The sequence below is a fragment of the Streptomyces lunaelactis genome, from assembly GCF_003054555.1.
Lineage (GTDB): Bacteria > Actinomycetota > Actinomycetes > Streptomycetales > Streptomycetaceae > Streptomyces > Streptomyces lunaelactis.
The window spans coordinates 2,207,172-2,233,347 of sequence record NZ_CP026304.1; the positions used below are offsets into that span (position 1 = coordinate 2,207,172).

22 protein-coding genes and 1 pseudogene are annotated in these 26,176 nt (G+C 71.8%); 8 read left to right on the forward strand and 15 right to left on the reverse strand.

The features are described 5' to 3' along the window. Window positions 1-3: 3 nt before the first annotated feature. From SLUN_RS09920 to SLUN_RS09930, 3 genes are all read right to left on the reverse strand, one after another. Window positions 4-1,464 carry a glutamate synthase subunit beta gene (locus SLUN_RS09920; RefSeq protein WP_108148142.1) on the reverse strand — a complete coding sequence of 487 codons (1,461 nt, stop codon included), beginning with the start codon at window positions 1,462-1,464 and terminating at the stop codon, window positions 4-6. Further along, complete coding sequence (gene gltB, locus SLUN_RS09925) at window positions 1,457-6,019, reverse strand: glutamate synthase large subunit (protein WP_108148143.1); 4,563 nt, start codon at window positions 6,017-6,019, stop codon at window positions 1,457-1,459. The genes SLUN_RS09920 and gltB overlap by 8 nt, the downstream gene beginning before the upstream one ends. Before the next feature lie 368 nt (window positions 6,020-6,387). Beyond that, window positions 6,388-7,116 (reverse strand): VIT1/CCC1 transporter family protein, encoded by a 729-nt coding sequence (locus SLUN_RS09930; protein ID WP_108148144.1) that lies wholly within the window; start codon window positions 7,114-7,116, stop codon window positions 6,388-6,390. A gap of 219 nt (window positions 7,117-7,335) precedes the next feature. Here SLUN_RS09930 and SLUN_RS09935 point away from each other — a divergent pair, with 219 nt between their 5' ends. The 7 genes and pseudogenes from SLUN_RS09935 (at window position 7,336) to SLUN_RS09965 (ending at window position 15,220) form a co-directional block, all read left to right on the forward strand. Further along, on the forward strand, window positions 7,336-8,442 hold the full coding sequence (locus SLUN_RS09935) for an ADP-ribosylglycohydrolase family protein (RefSeq protein ID WP_217506047.1): 1,107 nt from the start codon (window positions 7,336-7,338) through the stop codon (window positions 8,440-8,442). Next, window positions 8,439-9,844: pseudogene (locus tag SLUN_RS09940) on the forward strand (ADP-ribosylglycohydrolase family protein). Before SLUN_RS09935 ends, SLUN_RS09940 begins: the two are co-directional and overlap by 4 nt. Further along, window positions 9,807-10,973, forward strand: a complete 1,167-nt coding sequence (locus SLUN_RS09945) for an ADP-ribosylglycohydrolase family protein (RefSeq protein WP_108148145.1) — start codon at window positions 9,807-9,809, stop codon at window positions 10,971-10,973. The pseudogene SLUN_RS09940 and the gene SLUN_RS09945 overlap by 38 nt, the downstream one beginning before the upstream one ends. Beyond that, window positions 10,970-12,346 carry an ADP-ribosylglycohydrolase family protein gene (locus SLUN_RS09950; protein ID WP_108148146.1) on the forward strand — a complete coding sequence of 459 codons (1,377 nt, stop codon included), beginning with the start codon at window positions 10,970-10,972 and terminating at the stop codon, window positions 12,344-12,346. Before SLUN_RS09945 ends, SLUN_RS09950 begins: the two co-directional genes overlap by 4 nt. Then, the gene (gene rbsK, locus SLUN_RS09955) at window positions 12,343-13,227 is read left to right on the forward strand and encodes a ribokinase (RefSeq protein ID WP_108148147.1); all 885 of its coding nucleotides are present in this window, start codon (window positions 12,343-12,345) and stop codon (window positions 13,225-13,227) included. Before SLUN_RS09950 ends, rbsK begins: the two co-directional genes overlap by 4 nt. Next, window positions 13,224-14,423: a CaiB/BaiF CoA transferase family protein gene (locus SLUN_RS09960; RefSeq protein WP_108148148.1), complete on the forward strand. Its 1,200-nt coding sequence runs from the start codon at window positions 13,224-13,226 to the stop codon at window positions 14,421-14,423. The genes rbsK and SLUN_RS09960 overlap by 4 nt, the downstream gene beginning before the upstream one ends. Further along, window positions 14,420-15,220 carry an HpcH/HpaI aldolase/citrate lyase family protein gene (locus tag SLUN_RS09965; RefSeq protein ID WP_108148149.1) on the forward strand — a complete coding sequence of 267 codons (801 nt, stop codon included), beginning with the start codon at window positions 14,420-14,422 and terminating at the stop codon, window positions 15,218-15,220. The genes SLUN_RS09960 and SLUN_RS09965 overlap by 4 nt, the downstream gene beginning before the upstream one ends. 64 nt (window positions 15,221-15,284) lie before the next feature. Here the strand turns inward: SLUN_RS09965 and lgt are convergent, their stop codons facing one another. The 11 genes from lgt to hisI form a co-directional block, all read right to left on the reverse strand. Beyond that, window positions 15,285-16,232 carry a prolipoprotein diacylglyceryl transferase gene (lgt, locus tag SLUN_RS09970; RefSeq protein ID WP_108148150.1) on the reverse strand — a complete coding sequence of 316 codons (948 nt, stop codon included), beginning with the start codon at window positions 16,230-16,232 and terminating at the stop codon, window positions 15,285-15,287. A 107-nt stretch (window positions 16,233-16,339) separates the two neighbouring features. Next, entirely contained in the window at window positions 16,340-17,176 is an 837-nt protein-coding gene (locus SLUN_RS09975) for a thioredoxin domain-containing protein (protein ID WP_108148151.1), read from the reverse strand. Window positions 17,177-17,238: 62 nt separating this feature from the next. Next, window positions 17,239-18,054 (reverse strand): tryptophan synthase subunit alpha, encoded by an 816-nt coding sequence (trpA, locus tag SLUN_RS09980; RefSeq protein ID WP_108148152.1) that lies wholly within the window; start codon window positions 18,052-18,054, stop codon window positions 17,239-17,241. Then, complete coding sequence (gene trpB / locus SLUN_RS09985) at window positions 18,051-19,292, reverse strand: tryptophan synthase subunit beta (RefSeq protein ID WP_108148153.1); 1,242 nt, start codon at window positions 19,290-19,292, stop codon at window positions 18,051-18,053. The genes trpA and trpB overlap by 4 nt, the downstream gene beginning before the upstream one ends. 257 nt (window positions 19,293-19,549) lie before the next feature. Beyond that, complete coding sequence (gene trpM, locus SLUN_RS09990) at window positions 19,550-19,732, reverse strand: tryptophan biosynthesis modulator TrpM (protein ID WP_108148154.1); 183 nt, start codon at window positions 19,730-19,732, stop codon at window positions 19,550-19,552. Window positions 19,733-19,805: 73 nt separating this feature from the next. Further along, window positions 19,806-20,615, reverse strand: a complete 810-nt coding sequence (trpC, locus tag SLUN_RS09995; RefSeq protein WP_108148155.1) for an indole-3-glycerol phosphate synthase TrpC — start codon at window positions 20,613-20,615, stop codon at window positions 19,806-19,808. Window positions 20,616-20,730: 115 nt separating this feature from the next. Further along, the gene (locus tag SLUN_RS10000; protein WP_108154633.1) at window positions 20,731-21,168 is read right to left on the reverse strand and encodes a DUF2752 domain-containing protein; all 438 of its coding nucleotides are present in this window, start codon (window positions 21,166-21,168) and stop codon (window positions 20,731-20,733) included. Window positions 21,169-21,278: 110 nt separating this feature from the next. Further along, complete coding sequence (locus SLUN_RS10005) at window positions 21,279-21,551, reverse strand: HGxxPAAW family protein (RefSeq protein ID WP_108148156.1); 273 nt, start codon at window positions 21,549-21,551, stop codon at window positions 21,279-21,281. Window positions 21,552-21,656: 105 nt separating this feature from the next. Continuing rightward, window positions 21,657-22,304 carry a TIGR02234 family membrane protein gene (locus SLUN_RS10010; RefSeq protein WP_108148157.1) on the reverse strand — a complete coding sequence of 216 codons (648 nt, stop codon included), beginning with the start codon at window positions 22,302-22,304 and terminating at the stop codon, window positions 21,657-21,659. Between the two features lie 14 nt (window positions 22,305-22,318). Further along, complete coding sequence (locus SLUN_RS10015; RefSeq protein WP_108148158.1) at window positions 22,319-23,806, reverse strand: anthranilate synthase component I; 1,488 nt, start codon at window positions 23,804-23,806, stop codon at window positions 22,319-22,321. Between the two features lie 11 nt (window positions 23,807-23,817). After that, on the reverse strand, window positions 23,818-24,180 hold the full coding sequence (gene hisI / locus SLUN_RS10020) for a phosphoribosyl-AMP cyclohydrolase (RefSeq protein ID WP_108148159.1): 363 nt from the start codon (window positions 24,178-24,180) through the stop codon (window positions 23,818-23,820). Window positions 24,181-24,264: 84 nt separating this feature from the next. Between hisI and SLUN_RS10025 the strand changes: the two genes are divergently transcribed. After that, window positions 24,265-24,897: a TIGR03085 family metal-binding protein gene (locus SLUN_RS10025; protein ID WP_108148160.1), complete on the forward strand. Its 633-nt coding sequence runs from the start codon at window positions 24,265-24,267 to the stop codon at window positions 24,895-24,897. A 12-nt stretch (window positions 24,898-24,909) separates the two neighbouring features. On the opposite strand, the gene SLUN_RS10030 is transcribed toward SLUN_RS10025, so the two are convergent. Further along, window positions 24,910-26,154, reverse strand: a complete 1,245-nt coding sequence (locus SLUN_RS10030; protein WP_108148161.1) for an MFS transporter — start codon at window positions 26,152-26,154, stop codon at window positions 24,910-24,912. Between the last annotated feature and the right edge of the window lie 22 nt (window positions 26,155-26,176).

The following is a 26,176-nucleotide window of genomic DNA, read 5'->3' on the forward strand; positions in this document are numbered from 1 at the left end:
TCATCACGCCGTCAGCGCACGGTCCGTGGGACGAATCGGAGCCGGCAACTCACTCGCACCGGTCAGGAAACGATCCACACCCCGCGCTGCCGAGCGTCCTTCGGCGATCGCCCAGACGATCAGCGACTGGCCGCGCCCCGCGTCGCCCGCGACGTACACGCCGTTGACGTTCGTCGCGAAGTCCGCGTCGCGCGCGACGTTGCCGCGCTCGTCGAGCTCCAGGCCGAACTGGGAGACGAGGCCGTTGGCCTGGTCCGTGCCCGTGAAGCCCATCGCCAGGGTGACCAGCTGCGCCGGGATCTTCCGCTCCGTGCCGGGCTTCTGCTCCAGCTTGCCGCCCTTGAACTCCACCTCGATCAGGTGCAGGAACTGGACGTTGCCGTCCTCGTCGCCCTCGAAGTGGGTGGTGGAGACGGAGTAGACCCGCTCGCCGCCCTCCTCGTGCGCCGAGGTGACCTTGTAGAGCATCGGGAACGTCGGCCACGGCTGGCCCGTCGGGCGGTCGTCGCCCGGGCGCGGCATGATCTCCAGCTGGGTGACCGAGGCCGCCCCCTGCCGGTGCGCCGTGCCCACGCAGTCCGCGCCGGTGTCGCCGCCGCCGATGACCACGACGTGCTTGCCCGCGGCGGTGATCGGAGGGGCCACGAAGTCGCCCTCCTGCACCTTGTTGGCGAGCGGCAGGTACTCCATCGCGAAGTGGACGCCGGTCAGCTCACGGCCCGGGACGGGCAGATCGCGCGAGAGCGTCGCGCCGGCCGCGATGACCACCGCGTCGTACCGCCTGCGCAGCTTCGCCGCGTCGATGTCGCGGCCGATCTCCACCTCGGTACGGAACTTGGTGCCCTCCGCCCGCATCTGCTCGATGCGCCGGTTGATGTGCACCTTCTCCATCTTGAACTCGGGGATGCCGTACCGCAGCAGCCCGCCGATGCGGTCCGCGCGCTCGTACACGGCGACCGTGTGACCCGCCCGGGTCAGCTGCTGGGCGGCGGCCAGACCCGCCGGGCCCGAGCCGATGACCGCGACCGTCTTGCCGGACAGGCGCTCCGGCGGCTGCGGGGTGACATCGCCGCTGTCCCACGCCTTGTCGATGATCGAGACTTCGACGTTCTTGATGGTGACGGCCGGCTGGTTGATGCCGAGCACACACGCGGCCTCGCACGGCGCGGGGCACAGCCGCCCGGTGAACTCCGGGAAGTTGTTGGTCGCGTGCAGCCGCTCGCTCGCCGCGGACCAGTCCTCGCGGTACGCGTAGTCGTTCCACTCGGGGATGAGGTTGCCCAGCGGACAGCCGTTGTGGCAGAACGGAATGCCACAGTCCATGCAGCGCCCGGCCTGCTTGCTGATGATCGGCAGCAGCGAACCGGGAACGTAGACCTCGTTCCAGTCCTTGAGGCGCTCCGTGACGGGGCGGGTCTCGGCGACCTCTCGGCCGGTGGTCAGGAAGCCCTTGGGGTCAGCCATTGGTCGCCGCCTCCATCATCTTCTCGGTGGTCTCCTGCTCGGAGAGACCGGCGAGCTCAGCGGCGTCCTTGGCGGCGAGCACTGCCTTGTACGTGGTCGGGATGATCTTGCTGAACCGGTCCACCGCGGCGGACCAGTCGGCCAGCAGCTTCGACGCGACGGTCGAGCCCGTCTCCTCCTGGTGGCGGCGCACGACATCGTGCAGCCACTGCCTGTCGGAGTCGTCGAGGGCCTCGATCGCGCCGAGGTTGCCCACGTTGACGTTGTCGCGGTCGAGGTCGATGACGTACGCGATACCGCCGGACATACCGGCCGCGAAGTTACGTCCGGTCTCGCCGAGCACCACCGCGCGGCCCCCGGTCATGTACTCGCAGCCGTGGTCGCCCACGCCCTCCGAGAGGACCGTGGCACCGGAGTTGCGGACGCAGAACCGCTCGCCGGTGCGGCCGCGCAGGAACAGCTCGCCGCCGGTCGCACCGTAGGCGATGGTGTTGCCCGCGATGGTGGAGTACTCGGCGAGGTGGTCCGCGCCCCGGTCCGGGCGGACGATGACGCGGCCGCCGGAGAGGCCCTTGCCCACGTAGTCGTTGGCGTCGCCCTCCAGCCGCAGCGTCACACCGCGCGGCAGGAACGCGCCGAAGGACTGGCCGGCCGAGCCGGTGAAGGTGATGTCGACGGTGTCCTCGGGCAGACCCGCACCGCCGAACTTCTTCGTCACCTCATGGCCGAGCATGGTGCCGACCGTGCGGTTGATGTTGCGGATCGCGATCTGTGCGCGGACCGGCTGGGCGTCCTCGGCACAGGCCGCGCTCAGCGCCTCGGCGGCGAGCTCGATCAGCTCGTTGTCGAGGGCCTTCTCCAGACCGTGGTCCTGCTCGATCACCTGGTGGCGTACGGCGCCGTCCGGCAGCTCGGGGACGTAGAAGAGGGGCTCGAGGTCGAGGCCCTGCGCCTTCCAGTGGTGCACGGCCCGCTCGGTGTCGAGCAGTTCGGCGTGGCCGACGGCCTCCTCGATCGTACGGAAGCCCAGCTCGGCGAGGAGCTCGCGGACCTCCTGGGCGATGAACTCGAAGAAGTTGACGATGTATTCGGCCTTGCCGGAGAACCGGTCGCGCAGCACCGGGTTCTGCGTGGCGATGCCGACCGGGCAGGTGTCCAGGTGGCAGACGCGCATCATGACGCAGCCGGAGACGACGAGCGGCGCGGTCGCGAAACCGAACTCCTCGGCGCCGAGCAGCGCGGCGATGATGACATCGCGGCCGGTCTTCAGCTGGCCGTCGGTCTGCACGACGATACGGTCGCGCAGGCCGTTGAGCAGCAGGGTCTGCTGGGTCTCGGCGAGGCCGAGCTCCCAGGGGCCGCCCGCGTGCTTCAGCGAGGTGAGCGGCGAGGCGCCCGTACCGCCGTCGTGGCCGGAGATGAGGACGACGTCCGCGTGCGCCTTGGAGACACCCGCGGCGACCGTGCCGACGCCGACCTCGGAGACCAGCTTCACGTGGATACGCGCCGCCGGGTTCGCGTTCTTGAGGTCGTGGATCAGCTGAGCCAGGTCCTCGATGGAGTAGATGTCGTGGTGCGGCGGCGGGGAGATCAGACCGACACCGGGGGTGCTGTGCCGGGTCTTGGCGACCCACGGGTAGACCTTGTGGCCGGGCAGCTGGCCGCCCTCGCCGGGCTTCGCGCCCTGCGCCATCTTGATCTGGATGTCGTCCGCGTTGACCAGGTATTCGCTGGTCACACCGAAGCGGCCGGAGGCGACCTGCTTGATGGAGGAGCGGCGCGCCGGGTCGTACAGCCGGTCCGCGTCCTCGCCGCCCTCACCGGTGTTGGACTTGCCGCCCAGCTGGTTCATGGCGATGGCGAGGGTCTCGTGCGCCTCGCTGGAGATGGAGCCGTACGACATGGCGCCGGTGGAGAAGCGCCTGACGATATCGGAGACCGACTCGACCTCGTCGACGGAGATGGCGGGACGGTCGGACCTGAAGCCGAAGAGGCCGCGGAGCGTCATCAGGCGCTCGGACTGCTCGTTGACCCGGTCCGTGTACTTCTTGAAGATGTCGTAGCTGCGCGAGCGCGTGGCGTGCTGCAGCCGGAAGACCGTCTCCGGGTCGAACAGGTGCGGCTCGCCCTCGCGGCGCCACTGGTACTCGCCCCCTATCTCCAGCGCACGGTGCGTGGCGGAGATGCCGGAGGCGGGGTAGGCCTTGGCGTGCCGGGCGGCGACCTCCTTGGCGACGACCTCGAGACCGGCTCCACCGATCTTCGTGGCGGTGCCGTTGAAGTACTTCTCCACGAAGGCGTCTTCGAGGCCGACGGCCTCGAAGACCTGCGCACCGCGGTAGGAGGCGACGGTGGAGATGCCCATCTTGGACATGACCTTCAGAACGCCCTTGCCGAGCGCGTAGATCAGGTTCCGGATGGCCTTCTCGGGCTCCAGGCCCTCTATGAAGGTGCCGGCGCGGACCAGGTCCTCCACCGACTCCATCGCGAGGTACGGGTTGACCGCGGCGGCGCCGTAACCGATGAGGAGCGCGACATGGTGCACCTCGCGGACGTCGCCGGCCTCGACCACCAGGCCCACCTGGGTGCGCTGCTTGGTGCGGATGAGGTGGTGGTGCACGGCGGAGGTGAGCAGCAGCGAGGGGATCGGCGCGTGCTCGGCGTCCGAGTGGCGGTCGGAGAGGACGATCAGGCGGGCGCCGTCCTCTATGGCCGCGTCGGCCTCGGCGCAGATCTCCTCGATACGGGCGGCGAGGGCGTTGCCGCCGCCGCTGACCCGGTAGAGACCGGAGAGCGTCGCGGCGGTCATGCCGGGCATGTCGCCGTCGGCGTTGATGTGGATGAGCTTGGCCAGCTCGTCGTTGTCGATCACCGGGAAGGGCAGGGTCACACTGCGGCAGGCCGCGGCGGTCGGCTCCAGGATGTTGCCCTGCGGTCCCAGCGAGGAGCGCAGCGAGGTGACGAGCTCCTCGCGGATGGCGTCCAGCGGCGGGTTGGTGACCTGCGCGAAGAGCTGGGTGAAGTAGTCGAAGAGCAGCCGGGGGCGCTCGGACAGGGCCGCGATCGGGGAGTCCGTACCCATGGAGCCGAGCGGCTCGCCGGCGGTACGGGCCATCGGCGCGAGGATGACGCGCAGCTCCTCCTCGGTGTATCCGAAGGTCTGCTGGCGGCGGGTGACCGAGGCGTGGGTGTGGACGATGTGCTCGCGCTCGGGAAGGTCCTCGAGCTCGATCTCGCCGGCCTCCAGCCACTCCTTGTAGGGCTGTTCGGCGGCGAGGGTGGACTTGATCTCGTCGTCCTCGATGATGCGGTGCTCGGCGGTGTCGACGAGGAACATCCTGCCGGGCTGGAGACGGCCCTTGCGGACGACCTTCGCCGGGTCGATGTCGAGGACGCCGACCTCGGAGGAGAGGACGACGAGTCCGTCGTCGGTGACCCAGTAGCGGCCGGGGCGCAGACCGTTGCGGTCGAGGACCGCGCCGACCTGGGTGCCGTCGGTGAAGGTGACACAGGCCGGGCCGTCCCAGGGCTCCATCATCGTGGCGTGGTACTGGTAGAACGCGCGGCGCGACGGCTCCATGGACTCGTGGTTCTCCCACGCCTCGGGAACCATCATCAGGACGCTGTGCGGCAGCGAGCGGCCGCCGAGGTGGAGGAGTTCGAGCACCTCGTCGAAGGAGGCGGAGTCGGAGGCGTCCGGCGTGCAGACCGGGAAGATCCGGTCGAGCTGGTCCGTACCGAAGAGGCCCGACGCGAGCTGGGACTCGCGGGCCTTCATCCAGTTGCGGTTGCCCTTGACCGTGTTGATCTCGCCGTTGTGCGCGACGAAGCGGTACGGGTGGGCGAGCGGCCAGCTCGGGAAGGTGTTCGTGGAAAAGCGCGAGTGGACGAGCGCGACGGCCGTGGCGCAGCGCCGGTCGGAGAGGTCCGGGAAGAAGGGCTCCAGCTGACCGGTGGTGAGCATGCCCTTGTAGACGATGGTGCGGGCGGAGAGCGAGGGGAAGTAGACACCGGCCTCGCGCTCGGCGCGCTTGCGCAGCACGAAGGCCTTGCGGTCGAGGGCGATGCCCTTGCTCGTACCGCCGTCCGACACGAAGAGCTGCGAGAAGGCGGGCATCGTGGCGCGGGCGCCGCTGCCGAGCAGATCCGGGGTGACCGGGACCTCGCGCCAGCCGAGGACGGTCAGACCCTCCTCGGCGGCGATCGTCTCAATGCGTGAGACGGCGTCAGTGCTCTCATCGGCCGGCAGGAAGGCGATTCCGACGGCGTACGAACCGGCCTCGGGAAGCTCGAAACCGCTGACCTCGCGCAGGAAGGCGTCCGGGACCTGGAGCAGAATGCCGGCGCCGTCACCCGAGTCGGGCTCGGAGCCGGTGGCACCGCGGTGCTCGAGATTCCGCAGGACGGTCAGCGCCTGTTCGACCAGCTCATGGCTGGCAACACCGGTGAGGGTGGCCACGAACCCGACGCCGCATGCGTCGTGTTCGTTACGGGGGTCGTACAGCCCCTGGGGGGCGGGGCGACCGTCCATGGGCGACCAGGCGTCGGAACGCATCGGCTCTCCCGTCGTCGTCGTATGCCCTCCCGGACCACGTCCGGGGGAGCGATTATCGAGGGACGACGTTGGCCCTCCGCGAAATTTCGTGCAGGTTACATGATGGAACGCTTCTCGAAAAGCGGATAGTCCGTTCCAGCATGCGGACACCACGCAAAGTGGTGGAGGTGGGTCACAGCCGGACAGATCGATGTCCGCGAGCCCGTCGCAGAGCAGGCTTCATTGCCCGCAGCGCCTACGGCTCATGCCCGGTGGTTAAGGACTCGAAACCGCCGGGTAACGGCTACTTATGTGGCGCCACGCATAGTGTCCCACCGACTTGGTGATTCCGGCCAGGGGCGTACGTCACAAGCGGGGAGGACCGCCGGTCAGACCGCGGCACCGAGCAGCGAACCCAGCCCGAAGGTGAGCGCGGCCGCGGTCCCGCCGAGGACCAGCTGGCGCAGCCCGCTGTACCACCAGCCGCGCGCCGTCACCCGGGACACCAGGGCACCGCAGGCGAAGAGCCCGGTCAGCGCCAGCAGCACCGCCGGCCACAGGGCGGCCGCGCCGAGCAGATACGGCAGTACGGGCAGCAGCGCGCCCAGTGCGAACGAGCCGAAGGACGAGACCGCGGCGACGGTCGGCGACGGCAGGTCGTCCGGGTCGATGCCGAGCTCCTCGCGCGCGTGTATCTCCAGCGCCTGCTCGGGATCCCTGGAGAGCTGCATCGCCACCTCGCGAGCGAGCACTGGCTCCACGCCGCGCGCGACGTACAGGGCGGCCAGCTCCTCCATCTCGTCCACCGGATGCTTGCGCAACTCCCGCCGCTCCACGTCGAGTTCGGCCTCGACGAGCTCACGCTGGGAGGCCACGGACGTGTACTCGCCCGCCGCCATGGAGAAGGCTCCCGCCGCGAGTCCGGCCAGGCCGGTGATGACGATGGTCTGCTGGGAGGCCGCGCCGCCCGCGACACCGGTCATCAGCGCCAGGTTGGAGACGAGCCCGTCCATCGCGCCGAACACCGCCGGGCGCAGCCAGCCGCCGTTCACATCACGGTGGGTGTGATTGTCGCGGTGCGCCTCGTGGAGCGTCGCTCCGGTTTCGATGATGGACACAGTTCTCCCCTTCTCAGCAGCGGGCCCTGTGGTCCCGCTCCCCCTCAACACCCTCGAAAATACGCACGACGTAAGGGGTCCGCCAGCAAGGCAGGCCGTACTTACCTGGGTTCGGGCGGGTGGCGGAACGGGTGACAGACACGTTTCTCAGACTCGTCACGCGCCACATGTGGCAGGGATGCATGAACAGGCTCGGAGCGCGCGAAAGGGCCCCGCCTCATGGAGTTGATTGCATGCAATCCCGCTGATCCGGCCGGCCCCGCCCACGCCGAGTCCGCCGACTCCGCCCAGGCCGCCGAGTCAGCCGGCCCCGCACCCGGTGCGCCCCCGACGGCCGCGGTGCTCCGCGAGCGGGCCTGCGGCGCACTGCTCGGCCTCGCGGTGGGCGATGCGCTCGGCGCCCCCGCGGAGAACATGCGGCCGTCCGAGATCCGCCGGCGCTGGGGCCGTATCGAGGGCTTCGTGAGCGACGACCCGGCGGGCACGGACGACACCGAGTACGCCATCTTCTCCGGCCTGCTGCTCGCCCGGCACGGCTCGGCACTGACCGTCTCGCATGTCGAGAAGGCATGGCACCACTGGATCGCGGACCTGGACGAAGGCCCGTTCCGTGGTGCGGGCTTCAGCGAACGCGGCACCCTCGAAAACCTCCGGCGCGGGCTCGCGGCCCCCATCTCGGCCCAGCACCGGCACGCCTGGAGCGACGGCCTGGCGATGCGCGCGGCGCCGTTCGGCGTCTTCGCGGCGGGCCACCCGGCGGAGGCGGCACGGCTCGTCGCGATCGACGGCAGCGTCAGCCACGACGGTGAGGGCATCTACGGCGGCCAGGCGGTGGCGGCGGGAGTCGCGGCGGCGATGGCGGGCGCGGGCCCGGCGGGGGTGATCGGCGCGGCGCTGTCCGTGGTCCCGATGGACTCCTGGACGGCCCGCTCGCTGCGCCGCGCGGTCGTGGCGGCCCAGCACACCCACACGGACACGCTCGCGATGGAGCGTGCGGTCCGCTCGGCGGTCGTGATCGGCGGCTACCCGTGGACGGACCTGGCGCCGGAGGCGGTGGGCCTGGCGTTCGGCGCGTTCGCGGCGGCCCGCGGAGACTTCCGTACGTCGGTGCTCACCGCGGTCAACATGGGCCGCGACGCGGACACGACGGCGGCAGTGGCGGGAGCGCTGGCGGGAGCGATGTCCGGGGCCGCAGCGATCCCGCCCGAATGGTCCTCGGCCATCGGCCCGGTCCGCGGCAGCTGCCTGCCCTCGATGAGCGGCCACCATGTCCTGGACATCGCGGAACTGCTGACCCCGGACGACGAACCCCAGGCCGGCGCATGAGGCCCGAGAGCGGGCAGGCACCACGCCCGGAAGGCCTGCCGCCGAGCGACGGGCGTGGGCGCACGCGGGAATCCGACGGGCGTGGGCGCACGCGGGAATCGCCGAGCGCGCCCGGGGAGTGCGGGCACGCCCAGGACACGACACCGCCCTCGCGGGAAGCGCCGGGCACCACCGCGGGGCCGGAGGCCCTCCCCCCGGTTTCAGGAACGGGCGGGCCGAGGGAACACCACCCCACCGGGCGCACCCCTCCCCGGCCCATCGAAGGCCTCCTCCTCGGGCTCGCCGCCGGGGACGCCGCCGGGTGGCCCGCCGCGCGGCACCGGGCCGCGCGGATGCCCGAGTGGACCCGCCGCCTCACCCGCGAGCTCGACACCTTCGCCGAGCAGAACGCAACCACCACCCTCCCCGTCCCCATCGCCCTCAACCAGCCCCCCGAACCCTCCGCCTCGGCCCGTCCGACGACGCCGAGTGGGCCGCCTTCGCCGCCGAGACCGTGCTCACCGCGGCAGGTGACCTCTTCTCCGGCCTCGCCCCCGGCCGCCGTATGCGCGCCGCCGTCGCCCTCGCCTGGAACTCCCTCGCCAGCGAGGTCGCCGCGGCCGCCGACCGCGCCCCCGAGGTCGAGTCCGCCGTACTCCCTCTCCGCGCCCGGATCTCCGTACGCGCCGGCCTCGGCAATCTCGCCACCGGACTGCGCCCGCCCGCCACCGGCCACGACAACCCGCACTACTTCGACGACGCCGCCTGCGTACGCGCCGTCGTCCTCGCCGTCGTCCACCCCGGCGACCCGGCCGCCGCCGCAGCGCTCGCCGAGTTCGACGCGCGCTACACCCAGGACGGCGACGGAGTGCACGGCGCCCGCGCCATGGCCGCCGCCGTCGCCGTCGCCCTCGGCGGCGCGCCCGTCGACGACGCCGTCGACGCCGCCCTCGCCGAACTCCCCGCCGCCACCGAGATCGGCCGCAACGCCCAGCACGCCGTCAAGCTCGCCCGCGACGCGCACGGCGCCTTCGAACTCGTACCCCTCCTCGAGCACCAGATCGTCGACCACGTCTACAGCTACGGCATCGCCGCCGCCGAGACCGTCCCCGTCGCCCTCGCCCTCGCCACCGCCGCCCGTGGCCGGGTCTGCGAAGCCGTACCCGCGGCCGCCTGCCTCTCCCGCGTCGCCGACTCCGCCCCCGCCCTCGCCGGCGCCCTGACCGGGGCGCTCGGCGGCGGCGATTCCGTCCCCGGCACCTGGCGCGACGCCTGCCGCATCCTGGCCGGCTGCGCGCTCCCCCGGCTCGCGGGTACGGATCTGGTCGAACTCGCCGGGCTGCTCGCACACACGGAACTGACCGCCCCGGGTGGACAATTCCGGCATGACGACGACACTCGAGACGACACTCGCACTCGATGACCGGATCGCCGGCAGCCTCATCGGAGCGGCTGTCGGTGACGCACTCGGCGGCCCGGTCGAGGGCTACACCCCGGAGCAGATCGTGGAACGGCACGGCGGCCGCGTCCACGGCATCGTCGGCCCGTGGAACGGCGATGCCTGGCGTACCGCCCGCCCCATCGCGCCGTACCACAAGGGCGACGGCCACATCACCGACGACACCCTCATGACCCACGCGCTGATCCGCGTGTACGCCACCGTCCGCGACCACATCGACGCCTACGCGGTCGCCGACCATCTGGTCCCCGACCTGATGTCGAACCCCCGCTGGATCCCGGAGCTGGAAGCGGAGGCGCTCCCCCTCCAGCGGGTCTTCCTCGCCGAGAAGTGGATCGTCGCGCGCCTGCACTACGGGCACAACGACCCGCGCGAGGCCGGTGCGGGCAACATCGTCAACTGCGGCGCGGCGATGTACATGGCGCCGGTGGGCCTGGTCAACGCGGCGCATCCCGCCGCCGCATACGCCGAGGCCATCGACGTCGCGGGCGCGCACCAGTCCTCGTACGGACGAGAGGCGGCGGGCGTCTTCGCGGCGGCGGTCGCTGCGGCCTGCCTCCCGGGCGCGACGCCGGCCTCGGTCATCGACAGCTGTCTGTCGCTGGCCAAGGACGGCACGGCCTCGGCGATCGAGGCGGTGGCCGAAGTCGCGGCGGACCACTCGGACTTCGAGTCGGCGATGGCACCGCTGCGGGTCGCGGTCGCCCCCTTCGACACGGTCGGCCCCGACTACCGCGCCCCGACGCTCGCGGCCCGCCGCCCGTCCCGTCTCCACTCCATCGAGGAGCTCCCCATCGCGCTCGGCATGCTTCTGGTGGGCGGGGGCGACTACCGCCGTACGGTCCTGGGCTCGGTCAACTACGGACGGGACTGCGACTCGATCGCGACGATGGCGGGGGCGATCGCGGGGGCGCTCCACGGCGAGTCGGCGGTCCCGGCGGACTGGGCGAAGGGGGTCGCCGAGGCGAGCCGCCTGGACCTGCACGCCCCGGCGGCGGAACTGACCGCGGTCACCCGCGAGATCTTCACCCGCGACAGGGAACGCCGCCGCGCCCACGAGTCGGCGTTCGCCCGTCTGACGGTGGCACGATGACGGACCTCCGCCTCACCTGGGTCCAGCCGGAGGACCTCCTCGGCCACGAACTGCGCCAGGCGGAGGAGGACGGCCGCGACGCGACCGAGATCCGCGCAAGGTGGCAGACGGCGGGCGGCCACCCGGCCCCACCCCGAGCCGGCGCCTCCCCCACCCCGGCTCCCCCGCACCTGCGCACCCTCGCGGTCGAACTGCTGGCCGAACTGTCGCTGCTGCCTTCCCCGTTGACGACGGAGGAGCCAACGGACCTGGCCATGATCGTGACGTCCTGCCCGAACTGGCCCTCAGCGCGCGACCGGGACGGAAGGGGCGGGGTGGGGGAACAGCACCCCCTGCACGCCGCCTGGCTCGGCCGCGCCGTCGGGTGCCTGCTCGGCAAGCCCGTCGAGAAGCTCCCCCTCAGCGCCATCCGCGACCTCGCCCGCGCCACCGGCAACTGGCCCCTCAACAGCTGGTTCACCGCCAAGGGCCTCCCCGCCGACCTCGCCGCCGCGCACCCCTGGAACCGCCGGTCCGCCGGTACCTCCCTCGCCGAGAACATCGACGGCATGCCCGAGGACGACGACCTCAACTACCCCCTCCTCAACCTGCTCCTCCTCCAGCGCCACGGAAGGAACTTCACCACCGCCCAGCTCGCCGGGCTCTGGCTCGACGAGCTCCCCGCCGGCCGTACCTTCACCGCCGAGCGCATCGCCTACCGCAACCTCCTCTCCGGCATCGAGCCCCCGCTCACCGCCCGCCACCGCAACCCCTTCCGGGAGTGGATCGGCGCCGCCATCCGCGCCGACATCCACGGCTGGACACACCCGGGCGACCCCGCGGCCGCCGCCGCGCAGGCGTACCGCGACGCGTCGCTCACGCACACCGCCAACGGCATCTACGGCGCGATGTTCGTCGCGGCCACCATCGCCACCGCCGCCGGCGGCCGCAGCGACATCCACCAGTGCCTGCGGACCGGCCTGTCCGTCATCCCGCCACGCTCCCGCCTCGCCCAAGCCATCCGCTTCGGCATCGACACCGCACACAAGGAACCGGACTTCGAGCAGGCGGTCGACCTCATCCACGCCATCTACGGCCACCACCACTGGGTCCACGTCATCCCCAACGCCGCCCTCCTCGCCGCCGCCCTCACCCACGCCGACGGCGACTTCACCGGCTCCATCTGCCGTGCCGTGTCCGGCGGATGGGACACCGACTCCAACGGCGCGACCGCCGGCTCCATCGCCGGACTGCTCGCCGGCCACCCGGACGCACTCCCCGACCGCTGGACCGCGCCCCTCAAGAACCGCCTCGCCACCTCCGTCCCCGGCTTCGCGGGCATCGGTTTCGACACCCTCGCCCACCTCACCCACCAGGAGGCACTCCGCCCATGACAGGCATCGCGGTGCTCGGCAGCACCAACATGGACCTCGTCGCGTACGTCGCGCACGCGCCGAAACGCGGAGAGACCGTCACGGGTCGTGAGTTCCGTACGATCCCCGGGGGCAAGGGCGCCAACCAGGCCGTCGCCGCCGCCCGCGCCGGCGGAGACGTCGCGATGATCGGCGCGGTCGGCTCGGACGACTTCGGCGTACGGCTGAGGCGGACGCTCGTCTCCTCCGGCGTCGACGACGACCTCCTCCGTACCGCCGAGGGCCCCTCCGGCACCGCGCACATCGTCGTCGACGACGAAGGCGGCAACTCCATCGTCGTGATCCCGGGCGCGAACGGCACCGTCACCTCCCTCGTCCCCGGCGACGAAGCCCTCATCGCCACCGCCGACACCCTGCTCCTCCAGCTCGAACTCCCCCTCACCGCCGTGCTCGGCGGCGCCGAAGCCGCCCGCCGCCACGGCGTACGCACCGTCCTGACCCCCGCCCCCGCCCAGCCCCTCCCTCCCGAACTCCTCGCCGTCACCGACCTGTTGGTCCCCAACGAGCACGAGGCCGCCACCCTCTCCGGGATCGCCGACCCGCCCGCCGCCGCCGAGGCGCTGCTGCGTCAGGTCCCCGAGGTCGTGATCACGCTCGGCTCGGCGGGCAGCCTGTACGCCCGCCGGGGAGCCGAGCCACTCACCGTCCCCGCACCCCATGTCACCGCCGTGGACACCACCGCGGCCGGCGACACCTTCGTCGGCGCCCTCGCCGTCGCACTCGGCGAGGGCCGCCCCGTACAGCAGGCCCTCATCTGGGCCTCCGCCGCAGCGGCACTCTGTGTCCAACGCCCAGGAGCCTCCACCTCCATGCCGTACCGCACCGAGATCGACGCCTCATGACCACAGCCCCCGGAACTCCCCTGCAGGGACTGCGCGTCCTCGACCTGGCCACCCTCTTCGCCGGCCCGCTGGCCGCCACCATGCTCGGTGACTTCGGCGCCGAGGTCATCAAGGTCGAGCACCCCACCCGGCCCGACCCCTCCCGCGGCCACGGCCCCGCCAAGGACGGTGTCGGCCTCTGGTGGAAGCTGCTCGGCCGCAACAAGCGCACCGTCACCCTCGATCTCTCCACCCCGGGCGGCCGCGCGACCCTCCTCCGCCTCGCCACCACCGCCGATGTGATCATCGAGAACTTCCGCCCCGGCACCCTGGAGAAGTGGCAGCTCGGCTGGGACGAGCTGAGCAGCGCCAACCCCCGTCTCGTCCTGACCCGCGTCACCGCCTTCGGGCAGTTCGGCCCGTACTCCCACCGCCCCGGCTTCGGAACCCTCGCCGAGGCGATGAGCGGCTTCGCATCCATCACCGGCGAACCCGAAGGTCCGCCCACCCTCCCCCCGTTCGGCCTCGCCGACTCGATCGCGGCGCTCGCCACCGCGTACGCCGTCATGACCGCACTCACCGCCCGCACCGCGACGGACCGCGGCCAGGTCGTCGACATGGCGATCATCGAGCCGATCCTGACCGTCCTCGGCCCGCAGCCCCTCTGGTACGACCAGCTCGGCTACGTCCAGCCGCGCACCGGCAACCGCTCCCGCAACAACGCCCCGCGCAACACCTACCGCACGGCCGACGGCTGCTGGCTGGCCGTCTCCACCTCGGCCCAGTCCATCGCCGAACGCGTCATGCATCTCGTCGGCCGCCCCGAGCTGATCGACGAGCCGTGGTTCGCCACCGGCAGCGGCCGCGCCGAGAACGCGGACGTACTCGACGAGGCGGTCGGCGGCTGGATCGCCCGCCACACCCGCGACGACGCCATGGCCGCCTTCGAGAAGGCCGAAGCGGCGATCGCACCGATCTACGACATCCGTGACGTCATGGAAGACCCCCAGTACCAAGCGCTGGACACCGTCACCGAGGTCCCGGACCCCGAACTCGGCCCCCTCCGTATGCAGAACGTCCTCTTCCGCCTCTCCGACACCCCCGGCGCCATCCGCTGGGCGGGCCGCCCGCACGGCGCAGACACCGACGCGGTCCTCACCGAACTCGGCCTGTCCCAGGCCGACATCACCGCACTGCGCACCCAGGGGGCCGTATGACCACCCCCCTCACCTGGCTGTACGCCCCCGGCGACCGGCCCGAGGTCGTACGCAAGGCCCTCGCCTCCGGCGCCGACGTCGTGATCGTCGACCTGGAGGACGCGGTGTCCCCCGGCCGCAAGGAGTACGCGCTGGACGCCACAGCCGAACTCCTCGCCTCGCCCCAGCCCCTCCCGGTCCATGTCCGCATCAACACCCCCCATGACATCGAGACCCTCACCGGACTCCCGGGCCTCCGTGCTCTGCGTATCCCCAAGGTCGCATACGCCACTGACATTCAGCAGATCGCGGCCCGGGCACCGGACCTCCCCCTCTACCCCCTCCTCGAATCCGCGCTCGCCGTCGAGCACGCGTACGCGATCGCCACCGCCCACCCCGCCGTCCACGGCATCGCACTCGGCGAGTCCGACCTCCGCGCCGACCTCGGCGTACGGGACGGTGCCGGCCTCGACTGGCCGCGCACCCGCATCGTGGTCGCCGCCCGGGCCGCGCAGCTGCCGCCACCCATCCAGTCCGTCTTCCCCGACATCCGCGACCTGGACGCCCTCTACGCCTCCTGCGCCCACGGCCGCTCCCTCGGCTTCCTGGGCCGGGCGGCCATCCACCCCCACCAACTCCCGGTCATCGAGCGGGCGTTCCGGCCCACACCCGAGGAGATCGAGGCGGCGGAGGAGATCGTCAAAGCGGCCGCCACGGACGAGGGCGCGCTGGCCCTGCCGGACGGCCGTTTCGTGGATGCCGCGGTCGTGGCCGCGGCGCAACGGACCCTCTCCCTCGCTCGGCGCGAAGCCCTCTGAGAAACGCGAAGGCCGCCGGGACCTCTCGGTCCCGGCGGCCTTGCACCGTGCGTGTGGTCCGCGGTCAGCCCTTCTTGGCCGACTCCGCGTCCACGTCCGAGGCGTCCACGTCCGAGGCGTCCTCCGTCGCTTGCGCCGAGTCCTCGGCAGCGGCCTTGTCCTCGGAGTCGGCGTCCGGCTTCGCCGTACCGGCCTTCGCCGGCTCCGGCTCGACGATCTCCTCGCGCCCCGGCCGCAGTCGCGCCGAGATGACCATGTACGTCACCGCCAGCACGAAGACCACGATCGAGGTCCACACATTGAGGCGCAGCCCTAGGATGGTGTGCGCCTCGTCGACCCGCATGTACTCGATCCAGGCCCGGCCCACGCAGTAGGCCGCGACGTACAGCGCGAACGCCCGGCCGTGGCCCAGCTTGAAGCGGCGGTCGGCCCAGATGACCAGCACCGCGACGCCGATGCACCACAGGGACTCGTACAGGAACGTCGGGTGGTAGAGGCCCGCCTCGCGGTTCGTACCCTCAGTGATCTTGAGGGCCCACGGCAGATCCGTCTCCTTGCCGTACAGCTCCTGGTTGAACCAGTTGCCCCAGCGGCCGATCGCCTGCGCGATGGCGATGGCGGGTGCCAGGGCGTCGGCCCAGGCAGGCAGCGGGATCCCGCGGCGGCGGCAGCCGATCCAGGCGCCGACCGCGCCCAGCGCGATCGCGCCCCAGATACCGAGGCCGCCCTCCCAGATCTTGAAGGCGTCGACCCAGTTCTCACCCTCGCTGAAGTACAGCTGGTAGTCGGTGATCACGTGGTACAGCCGGCCGCCGACGAGACCGAAGGGCACCGCCCAGACGGCGATGTCGGCCACGGTGCCGGCTTTGCCGCCCCGCGCGATCCAGCGCTTGTTGCCGTACCAGACGGCCACAAAGACACCGATGATGATGCAGAAGGCATAGCCGCGCAGCGGGAGCGGTCCGAGATGGATCACTCCGGTCGACGGGCTGGGAATGTAGGCAATATCCATGGCAGCACCGACGCTACCCTGCCGGGTGGGACGTGCGACAACCCACCCGGCAACGTCTGGATAACGAGCCGCGCCCCGGACGCACCCGGGAGGCCGCCCCGAAGCGGTCAGGAAGAGGACGAACCCGGGCTCGGTGTGGACCGCTGGGTGCCCGGCTTCTTGCCCTTGTTCGCCTCTTCGACCCACTTCTTGAAGTTGGCCACGGAGATCTGCTCGGAGCCCTTCTGCGGGAAGACGGACTCCCCGTTGAGCAGCACGGTCGGCGTGCCGCGGAAGCCGCCGTTCTGGAACGCGGTGTTCGACTTGTCGACCCAGCTGTCGTGCCTGCCCTCCTGGACACAGCTGCGGAAGGCGGGGGTGTCGAGACCGTCGACCTTGCCGGCCAGCTCGATCAGCCTGCTGTTCTCGGCGAAGGCGTCGTCCGTCTCCGGCGGCTGGTTCTGGTACAGCACGTCGTGGTACGGAGCGAACTTTCCGGCGTCCTGAGCGCACGCCGCGGCGTTCGCCGCGCGCAGCGAACCGCTGCCGCCCATGTTCCCGTCGATGATGGTGGCGAGGTGGTACTCGACCTTGATCCGACCCGCCTGCTCGAGCTCGTGGATCGCGTCCCGCAAGCCGTTCTCGAAACTGGCGCAGGCCGGGCAGCGGAAGTCCTCCCACACCGTGAGCGTGGACGGGGCGTCGCTCGCGCCCACCGGGATCGCGAGCCGGTCCTTGCCCTGCACGCCTGCCGGCGCGAGGAGGGGACCGGCATCGGAGCCGCTGTCGTCCTTCCCGGAGTTGGCGGCGATCACGCCGACCACGGCGGCCAGGCCCAGCACGGCCACCACCGCCGCCGACACGATCAGGAGCCGCCGGCGCCTCTCACGCGCCTTCTCCGACTCACGTTCCTGCTGGAGCCGCTCTCGCGCGGTCCGCTTCCGTTCCTGGTTCTTCTCACTCACATCCCACAAACGAACCGGGGAGGCTGTGCATGCCTCCCCGGTCCCATATCCACCCGTACGAGCTACGCTCCCCGGCGCACGCCCTTGGCGAGGTCGGCCGCCAGTTCGCGTACCGCCTCAAGGCCCGCGGCCGGGCCCGGCGCGTCGAGCATCCGCTTCACGAACGCGGATCCGACGATCACCCCGTCCGCGAACGAGGCGACCTCCGCGGCCTGCTGGGCGTTGGACACCCCGAGGCCCACGCAGACCGGCAGTTCGGTGGTGGCCCGGGTGCGCCGCACCAGGTCCTGGGCCTGCACGCCCACCGAGGCGCGGGTGCCGGTGACGCCCATCAGCGAGGCCGCGTAGACAAAGCCGGAGCCGGCCGCCGTGATCTTCGCCAGCCGGGCGTCCTGGCTGCTCGGTGCGACGACGAAGACGGTGGCGAGACCGTGCTTCTCGGCGTGCTCACGCCACACCCCGGACTCCTCGACCGGCAGGTCGGGCAGGATGCAGCCGGCGCCGCCCGCCTCGGCGAGCTCGGCGGTGAAGCGCTCGATGCCGTACCGGTCGATCGGATTCCAGTACGTCATGACGAGGACCGGCTTGCCGGTGGCCTCATGCCCCTCGCGGACCGTACGCATCACATCGGCGATCTTGACTCCGCCCCGCAGGGCGATGTCGTCGGCGGTCTGGATGACGGGGCCGTCGAGGACGGGGTCGCTGTGCGGCAGCCCTACCTCCACCACGTCCGCGCCGCCCTCGAAGGCCGCCTTGACGGCCTCGATCCCGACGTCGACGGTCGGGAATCCGGCCGGGAGGTACGCGATGAGCGCGGCCCGGTTCTCACTCCTGGCGCCGGCGAGAGTGTCGCTCAGCAGCTCGACGTTCCCGCTCACTTCGCGTCCCCCTCGCCGTCGTACAGCCCGAAGTAGCGGGCCGCCGTGTCCATGTCCTTGTCGCCCCGGCCGGACAGATTGACCAGGATGAGTCCGTCCTTGCCCAGCTCCCGGCCCACTTCCAGCGCGCCGGCCAGCGCGTGCGCGGACTCGATGGCCGGGATGATCCCCTCGGTACGAGAGAGCAGCAGCAGCGACTGCATCGCCTCGTCGTCGGTCACCGCGCGGTACTCCCCGCGCCCGCTGTCCTTGAGGTACGAGTGCTCGGGGCCGATGCCCGGGTAGTCGAGTCCGGCCGAGATCGAGTACGGCTCGGTGATCTGGCCCTCCTCGTCCTGCAGGACGTAGGACCGCGAGCCGTGCAGGATGCCGGGCTCGCCGGCGGTGAGGGTGGCCGCGTGCTCGCCGGTCTCGATGCCGTGGCCTCCGGGCTCGCAGCCGATGAGCCGTACACCGGCGTCCGGGATGAACGCGTGGAACAGCCCGATCGCGTTGGACCCGCCGCCGACGCAGGCGACGGCGGCATCGGGCAGCCGGCCGGCCCGCTCCAGGATCTGCCTGCGCGCCTCGACGCCGATGACGCGGTGGAAGTCGCGCACCATCGCGGGGAAGGGGTGCGGTCCCGCGACGGTGCCGAAGAGATAGTGCGTACGGTCCACATTGGCGACCCAGTCACGGAACGCCTCGTTGATGGCGTCCTTCAGGGTCCTGCTGCCGGAGGTCACCGGGATGACCTCGGCGCCGAGCATCCGCATCCGGGCCACGTTCAGGGCCTGGCGCTGCGTGTCGATCTCGCCCATGTAGATGGTGCACTCGAGGCCGAACAGGGCACAGGCGGTCGCGGTGGCGACGCCGTGCTGTCCGGCGCCGGTCTCGGCGATGACGCGGGTCTTGCCCATCCGCTTGGTGAGCAGCGCCTGTCCGAGCACGTTGTTGATCTTGTGCGAGCCGGTGTGGTTCAGGTCCTCGCGCTTGAGGAAGACCCGCGCACCGCCCGCGTGTTCGGCGAACCTGGGCACCTCGGTGAGCGCGCTGGGGCGGCCGGTGTAGTTGACCATCAGGTCGTTGAGCTCGGCGGCGAAAGCGGGGTCGGCCTTGGCCTTCTCGTACTCGACGGCCACCTCGTCGACCGCGGCGACGAGCGCCTCGGGAATGAATTTGCCGCCGAAGGCGCCGAAGTAGCCTTCGGGGCTGGGGACTCGACCGTCCGGGTCCGGGATGAAGAAGTCGCTCGACATTGCGACGTGCTCCTTGTCGGGGCGGATGCCCCAGGGGTTCTGGGTGTGCGGGGACACGGTGTGCGCGCGTGCGGGAGTCGGACGGGGGCCTGTTCCCCTGCCCGCCCCTTCCCGCTGTACCGATGTGCGGCTCCGCCGCGTGAGGGGCAGGCCCCGGACCCCGTACGGCCTCCGGCCGTGTCCTCAGTCGCCGGACGGGCTGACCTTGTCAGCCCCGCCGGCGATTGAGGCGCGGGGATCCGGGGGCAGAGCCCCCATCAGTCGCGCGCGCGGCTACCGCGCCATCGCATGCCGTTGACCTGTCCCGGCTCGGAGCCGATCACATACCGCACCCGGCGGCCGTGTACCCGCCGGGCCGGGGCCCGGCAGCCGCGGGGCTTGCAGCCCCTGGCCAGGCGTGCGTACCCGTCGCTCACCGTCTCGTCCGCGCGCGCGGCCACACCCGCCCGCGCCGGGCGCGAAGGCGTCCGGTACGGCAGGGCGGCAGGGCGAGCGGCGGCGGTCACAGGAGGGTCAGCTCCGACCGTGCCGCAGGGCCGGGTGCGCGCCCGCGGCGACCAGGTCGGCCACCGCCGACTTCGGGTCGCGGCCGGTGACCAGGGATTCGCCGACCAGCACCGCGTCGGCGCCCGCGTTGGCGTAGGCGATCAGGTCGTGCGGGCCCCGCACACCGGACTCGGCGATCTTGACGATATGCGCCGGGATCTCGGGGGCGACCCGCTCGAACACCGTCCGGTCGACCTTGAGCGTCTTCAGATCGCGGGCGTTGACACCGATGATCCTCGCTCCGGCCTCCACCGCGCGCTCGGCCTCGTCCTCGTCGTGCACCTCGACCAGCGGCGTGAGCCCGATCGACTCGGCACGCTCGATCAGCGAGACCAGCGCCTCCTGCTCGAGCGCGGCCACGATCAGCAGCACGAGGTCGGCGCCGTAGGCCCGGGCCTCCCACAGCTGGTACGCGGTGACGATGAAGTCCTTGCGCAGCACCGGGATGTCGACCTTGGCGCGCACGGCTTCGAGATCGGCCAGCGATCCCCCGAAGCGGCGCTGCTCGGTCAGTACGGAGATGACGGCCGCGCCGCCCGCCTCGTAGTCGGCGGCGAGCCCGGCCGGGTCGGCGATCGCGGCGAGCGCACCCTTCGACGGGCTGGAGCGCTTGACCTCGCAGATCACGTGGACGCCCTCACCGCGCAGCGCGGCGACGCCGTCCTTGGCCTCAGGAGCCCTGGCGGCGCGCTCCTTGAGCTCGTCGAGGCTCACACGCGCCTGCCGCTCCGCGAGGTCGGCGCGTACGCCTTCAATGATCTCGTCGAGCACACTCACGCGAGCGGCCCCCTTCCGGGACGGTGGAGATGGAACAGGATCAGCCATGTCGATGGTATCCGGAGGATGGCCCGCGGCTCGCATCCGGCCGCCGCCCGTCCCACTACCTGGGACTTCACGGGGCCAGCAGTGACCCGAACGGCAGGTTCCGTACGACGCTGAAGATCAGCAGAACACCGCCCAGCGACCACCACCAGGCGGGTGCCGGAGCGATCCGCAATGGCTCGCCCCGTACGGCGCGAATCAGCCACATCAGCCACACCACGGCGAAGATTCCGTAGCCGACGACGGCCACCGCGTTGGCTCCGAGAGCGGTGGTCAGATCGCCGTGGATGAAGGCGTGGGCACTGCGCAGCCCTCCGCAGCCCGGGCAGTAGATCCCGGTGAAGCGCAGCAGCGGGCAGACCGGGTAGTGGCCGGGCTCATTGGGGTCGACCGAGCCGACGTACGCGAAGGCCGCGGCGACCCCCGCGAGGGTGGCCAGCGGCATCGCCAGGCGCCGCGCGAGCGGGGCGGGGCCCGGCTCGTGAGCGGGTGCGGCGGAGGAAGGCATGGCGTCCACCCCGTGATTCTCCCCGTTCGTGCGGAAAGGCGCAGCTCATACCGAATGGCGCAGCCCGCCAACGCCGGGCCGCGCCTCGCATCGCGGGCCGGACCGCGGCCTCAGGCGGTCGTCTGCGCCTGAGCGGTCTGCCCCGTGATCCGGCCGGCCTGGTGCCTGGCGTGCACCGCGGCCTCGGACTCCTTCGGCATGCCGAGACCGGCGGCCTTCATGGCGAGGCCGATGACACCGCCGAGCGCGATGACGGCCATGCCGGCCCAGAAGCCGAGCGGACTGGCCGCCACCATGAAGACGCCTGCGATGCAGAAGCCGATGAAGGCGATGGTGACGCCGGTCCAGGCGGCCGGGGTGTGTCCGTGGCTGGTGCCCGCCATGAGTTTGCTCCTCGTCGATGTTGCTCTGTGGTGAGCTGTCGGTCTGTGTGAGCCGGAAGCTCGGCTCTCATTGTCCCGTACGCCGGGGAATGCCCGAGCCCGGGGTCACGCTTCGCGCGTGGGGTCCTCGCCGCGGTCCAGGGCCTTCCACAGGTCCTCGGGCCGGTCCGGGTCCACGACCGGGGCCTTGCGGGGCCGGGGCGTGCCGTCGCGCTCGTAGCGGCCGGACATGGCCGGCCACTGCTTGCCGTACCGCAGCGCGAGCAGGCCCGCGAGCAGGATCAGCAGGCCGCCCGCCACGGTCACATACGGCCAGGCGGAGTGGGTGAGCGCGTCGACCGTGGCGGCCGCGTCGCCGGTGGTCTGCGCGGCCTTCTCGTCGAGGGCCGCGCTGTCGGAGGCGCCGAGGAAGGCCGCGAGGGCCGCGCCCGCGCCGCTCAGGGCGAGCAGGGCGGAGACGAGCAGCCGGCCGGCGCGACGTACCGCGAAGACGGCGACGAGGGCGGCCAGGCCGACGATCGCGAGCGCCGTCGGTACGCCGGTGACATCGCCGCCGTCGGCGCCGAGCGGCAGGCTGCCGCCCCCTACCGCGGCCGTCCCCTCTGCCCAGGTCCGGCCGGAGGCGAGCAGCACGACGACGGCGCCGACGGCGCCGAGGAACAGGGCGGCGGCGAGGCTGCGGCGGCTGCTCGTGGCGGCGGTTGCGGCTTCGGCGCGGGGCTGGGGTACGGGTACAGCACTCACGTACCCCACTATCCCCTACGGCTTCATGCTCCGTTGAGGCGGTTCGCCGTGTGGACGGCGCGGAGCACCGCGGCCGCCTTGTTCCGGCACTCGGTATCCTCGCCGACCGGGTCGGAGTCCGCCACCACACCGGCTCCGGCCTGCACGTACGCGGTGCCGTCGCGCAGCAGCGCGGTGCGGATGGCGATCGCGGTGTCGGAGTCCCCGGCGAAGTCGAGATAGCCGACGCAGCCGCCGTACAGGCCGCGCCGCGAAGGTTCGAGCTCGTCGATGATCTGCATCGCGCGGGGCTTGGGGGCGCCGGAGAGCGTGCCCGCGGGGAAGCAGGCGGTCAGTACGTCGAAGGCGGTACGGCCTTCGGCGACCTGGCCGGTCACGGTCGAGACGATGTGCATGACGTGGGAGTACCGCTCGACCGACATGAAGTCGACGACCTCGACGCTGCCGGGCGCGCAGACCCGGCCCAGGTCGTTGCGGCCGAGGTCGACGAGCATCAGATGCTCGGCGCGCTCCTTGGGGTCGGCCATGAGCTCTTCGGCGAGCGCCTGGTCCTCCTGCGGGGTCGCGCCGCGCGGCCGGGTCCCGGCGATCGGGTGCACCATGGCGTGCCCGTCCTCGACCTTGACCAGCGCCTCGGGGCTGGAGCCGACGACATCGAAGCCGTCGAAGCGGAAGAGGTACATGTACGGGCTGGGGTTGGTGGCCCGCAGTACCCGGTAGACGTCCAACGCGCTTGCGTGGCAAGGGGTTTCGAAGCGCTGCGAGGGTACGACCTGGAAGGCCTCGCCGGCCCGGATGCGCTCCTTGATGTCCTCGACGGCGTCCTGGTAGGCCTTGCCGCCCCACAGCGCCGAGAACTCCGGCAGCTCGGAGGGCGGCAGCGCGGCCGGCGCGGAGGCCAGCGGCCGCGCCAGATCGGACTCCATCGCGTCGAGACGGGCGACGGCGTCCGTGTAGGCCTCGTCGATGCCGGTGTCGAGGTCGTTGTGGTTGATGGCGTTGGCGATCAGCAGGACGGTGCCGTCCCAGTGGTCGAGCACGGCGAGGTCCGAGGTGAGCAGCATGGTCAGCTCGGGGAGCTTCAGGTCGTCGCGCTCGCCGGGGCCGATCTTCTCCAGCCGGCGCACGATGTCGTACCCGAGATAGCCGACCATGCCGCCGGTGAAGGGCGGCATGCCGGAGGCGAGGTCGCGCGGGGTGTGCAGGGTCTCGACGGTGGCGCGCAGGGCCTGCAGCGGGTCGCCGTCGACGGGGACGCCGACGGGCGGGTTGCCGAGCCAGCGGGTCGAGCCGTCCCGTTCGGTGAGGGTCGCGTCGGATCGCACGCCGATGAAGGAGTAGCGGGACCACGAGCGGCCGTTCTCGGCGGATTCGAGGAGGAAGGTGCCTTCGCGCTCGGCGGCGAGCTTGCGGTAGAGCCCGACCGGGGTGTCGCCGTCCGCGAGAAGGCGGCGGCTGACGGGGATGACACGGCGGTCGGCGGCGAGCTTGCGGAAGGTCTCGAGATCCATGGCGCCCGACCCTACTTGTCCAGGAGAACGTCGTTGTCGAAGCAGGTGCGGGCCCCCGTGTGGCAGGCGGCGCCCACCTGGTCGACCTTGACGAGGACCGTGTCGGCGTCGCAGTCCAGGGCGACGGACCTGACGTGCTGGACATGGCCGGAGGTGTCGCCCTTGACCCAGTACTCCTGGCGGCTGCGTGAGAAGTAGGTGCAGCGGCCGGTGGTCAGGGTGCGGTGCAGGGCCTCGTCGTCCATCCAGCCGAGCATCAGCACCTCACCGGTGTCGTACTGCTGGGCGATGGCCGGAACCAGGCCGTCGGCGCTGCGCTTGAGGCGGGCGGCGACGGCGGGATCGAGGGAGCTTGCGGGGACACTGCTGGTCATAACGCCATTGTGCCGTGTCCGCCGGGTTCGCCGGGCGGTGCGTCCACTGGGCGGACCCGGTGCCGCCGCCGTACGCTGGCGGGCATGTCGACCCATGCAAAGCGTGAACGACTTCTGCTCGCTGATCTGTTGGAAGCGGCGGGCTCGGATGCTCCGACCCTGTGCGAGGGCTGGACGACCCGGGAGCTCGCGGCCCATGTGGTGATGCGCGAGCGACGGATGGACGCGGCGGCCGGGGTACTGCTCGGCGCGCTCAGGGAGCGTATGGAGCGGGTGCAGGCGGAGTTCGCCGCGAAGCCGTACGAGGAGCTGATCCAGCTGATCCGTACGGGACCGCCGAGGATGTCCCCGTACGGGATCAAGCAGATCGACGAGGCCGCGAACACCGTCGAGTTCTTCGTCCACGCCGAGGATGTGCGGCGGGCGCAGCCGGACTGGACGCCGCGCGAGCTGGACCAGGTCTTCGAGAACGCCCTGTGGTCACGGCTGGAGAAGGCGTCCAGGCTGCTGGGCCGCAGGGCGCCGGTCGGTCTGGTGCTGCGCCGTGCGGACGGTCAGACGGCGGTCGCCCACCGCGGCACCCCGGTGGTGACGGCGTCCGGGGAGCCGGGCGAGCTGACGATCTTCATGTTCGGGCGGCAGGACGCGGCGCAGGTGGACCTCGAGGGCGACAAGGACGCGATCACCCGGCTGAACGAAGCCAAGCTGGGGTTGTAGCGCGCGCCGGAGTCACGGGAGCTCGGCGCCGCGCAGGCCCTTGGAGCACAGTCCGTAGACCGCTCCGAGGGCGCAGACCGCCGCGCTCGCGGTGAAGACGGGCGCGGTGCCCCACAGGCCGACGGCCGCGCCGGTGAGCGGGAAGCTGAGCGGTGCGACGCCGAGGCTGAAGAAGGTCGAGACCGAGGTGACGCGGCCGAGGTAGGCCGGATCGGTCTGCGTCTGCACGAGCGCGCTGCACACCGCGCCGCTCAGCCCCGCGAAGAGCCCGATCGCGACGGCGATGCCGGCCGCGGCGACGATGTGCGGCACTACGGCGAGGGCGGCGATCGCCCCGGCGCCGACGACCAGCGCGAGTCCCTGGACGAGTCCGGCGCGCGCGATACGGCCCCGCACGGCCAGCAGCAGTGAGGCCGCGCCCGAGCCGATGCCGAACCCGGCGAGGATCCAGCCCATGCCGGACGCGCCCCAGCCGCGGTCGTCCGCGAGCAGGGCGAGGCCGACGTTCAGCGGTCCGACGAAGCCCAGGTCGCCCAGGGCGATGACGACCAGCAGCGGGGCGAGGACCCGGTGGCGGCGGATGTAGGTCAGCCCTCCCGTCAGATCCCGCAGGGCGGTGGCCTTGGGGCGGTCGTCGTCGGCCGGCAGCGGACCGATCCGTACGGCGAGCAGCAGCGGCAGCGAGAGCGCGAAGAGCAGTCCGGCGAGGCCGAACGCGGTCACAGAGCCGCCGAGGGCGACCGCGACACCGCCGAGCGGGGCGCCGACGACGGTGGCGAGGCGGGAGGCGAGTCCGCGCATGCCCTGGATCCTGGCGAGCTGGCCCGGCGGGGCGATCCGGGGCGGGAGGGCACCGACGGCCGGCATGAAGAGCGCGTCCAGAACGCCGAAGACCACGGCGACGGCGGCCAGCAGCCACAGCCCCGGGGCGGCGACGAGCAGCAGGGCCGCGACACCGAGGACGATCACGCTGCGTGCCGCGTCGCCGGCGATGACCACCCGGCGGGGTCCGAGGCGGTCGGCGAGTACTCCCCCGCCGAGCATCAGCAGGGCGCGCGGCACGGCGCTGATGGCGAGCACGACGCCTGCCTGGGCGGGGCTGCCGCCGCGGGTGGCGGCCCAGGACAGGGCCAGGTAGTAGATGATGTCGCCGACGGTCGACGCTGCGTAGGCGCCGAGCCAGCGCAGCACATTGGTGTCGCGGTACGCGGGGCGTTCGACGGCGGCGGCCATGGCCTTGCTGTCCACGGCGGACATGGGAGCCGGTCCTCTCAGGCGT

Coding starts and splice junctions, on each gene's coding strand:
- SLUN_RS09965 (WP_108148149.1), top strand. CDS start 14,420: ATGACCACCCCCCTCACCTGGCTGTACGCCCCCGGCGACCGGCCCGAG.
- SLUN_RS09950 (WP_108148146.1), top strand. CDS start 10,970: ATGACGGACCTCCGCCTCACCTGGGTCCAGCCGGAGGACCTCCTCGGC.
- hisI (WP_108148159.1), bottom strand. CDS start 24,180: ATGACCAGCAGTGTCCCCGCAAGCTCCCTCGATCCCGCCGTCGCCGCC.
- SLUN_RS09935 (WP_217506047.1), top strand. CDS start 7,336: ATGGAGTTGATTGCATGCAATCCCGCTGATCCGGCCGGCCCCGCCCAC.
- SLUN_RS09920 (WP_108148142.1), bottom strand. CDS start 1,464: ATGGCTGACCCCAAGGGCTTCCTGACCACCGGCCGAGAGGTCGCCGAG.
- SLUN_RS10005 (WP_108148156.1), bottom strand. CDS start 21,551: ATGGCGGGCACCAGCCACGGACACACCCCGGCCGCCTGGACCGGCGTC.
- SLUN_RS09945 (WP_108148145.1), top strand. CDS start 9,807: ATGACGACGACACTCGAGACGACACTCGCACTCGATGACCGGATCGCC.
- lgt (WP_108148150.1), bottom strand. CDS start 16,232: ATGGATATTGCCTACATTCCCAGCCCGTCGACCGGAGTGATCCATCTC.
- SLUN_RS09960 (WP_108148148.1), top strand. CDS start 13,224: ATGACCACAGCCCCCGGAACTCCCCTGCAGGGACTGCGCGTCCTCGAC.
- trpB (WP_108148153.1), bottom strand. CDS start 19,292: ATGTCGAGCGACTTCTTCATCCCGGACCCGGACGGTCGAGTCCCCAGC.
- gltB (WP_108148143.1), bottom strand. CDS start 6,019: ATGCGTTCCGACGCCTGGTCGCCCATGGACGGTCGCCCCGCCCCCCAG.
- SLUN_RS10015 (WP_108148158.1), bottom strand. CDS start 23,806: ATGGATCTCGAGACCTTCCGCAAGCTCGCCGCCGACCGCCGTGTCATC.
- SLUN_RS10025 (WP_108148160.1), top strand. CDS start 24,265: ATGTCGACCCATGCAAAGCGTGAACGACTTCTGCTCGCTGATCTGTTG.
- SLUN_RS10000 (WP_108154633.1), bottom strand. CDS start 21,168: ATGCCTTCCTCCGCCGCACCCGCTCACGAGCCGGGCCCCGCCCCGCTC.
- rbsK (WP_108148147.1), top strand. CDS start 12,343: ATGACAGGCATCGCGGTGCTCGGCAGCACCAACATGGACCTCGTCGCG.
- SLUN_RS10030 (WP_108148161.1), bottom strand. CDS start 26,154: ATGTCCGCCGTGGACAGCAAGGCCATGGCCGCCGCCGTCGAACGCCCC.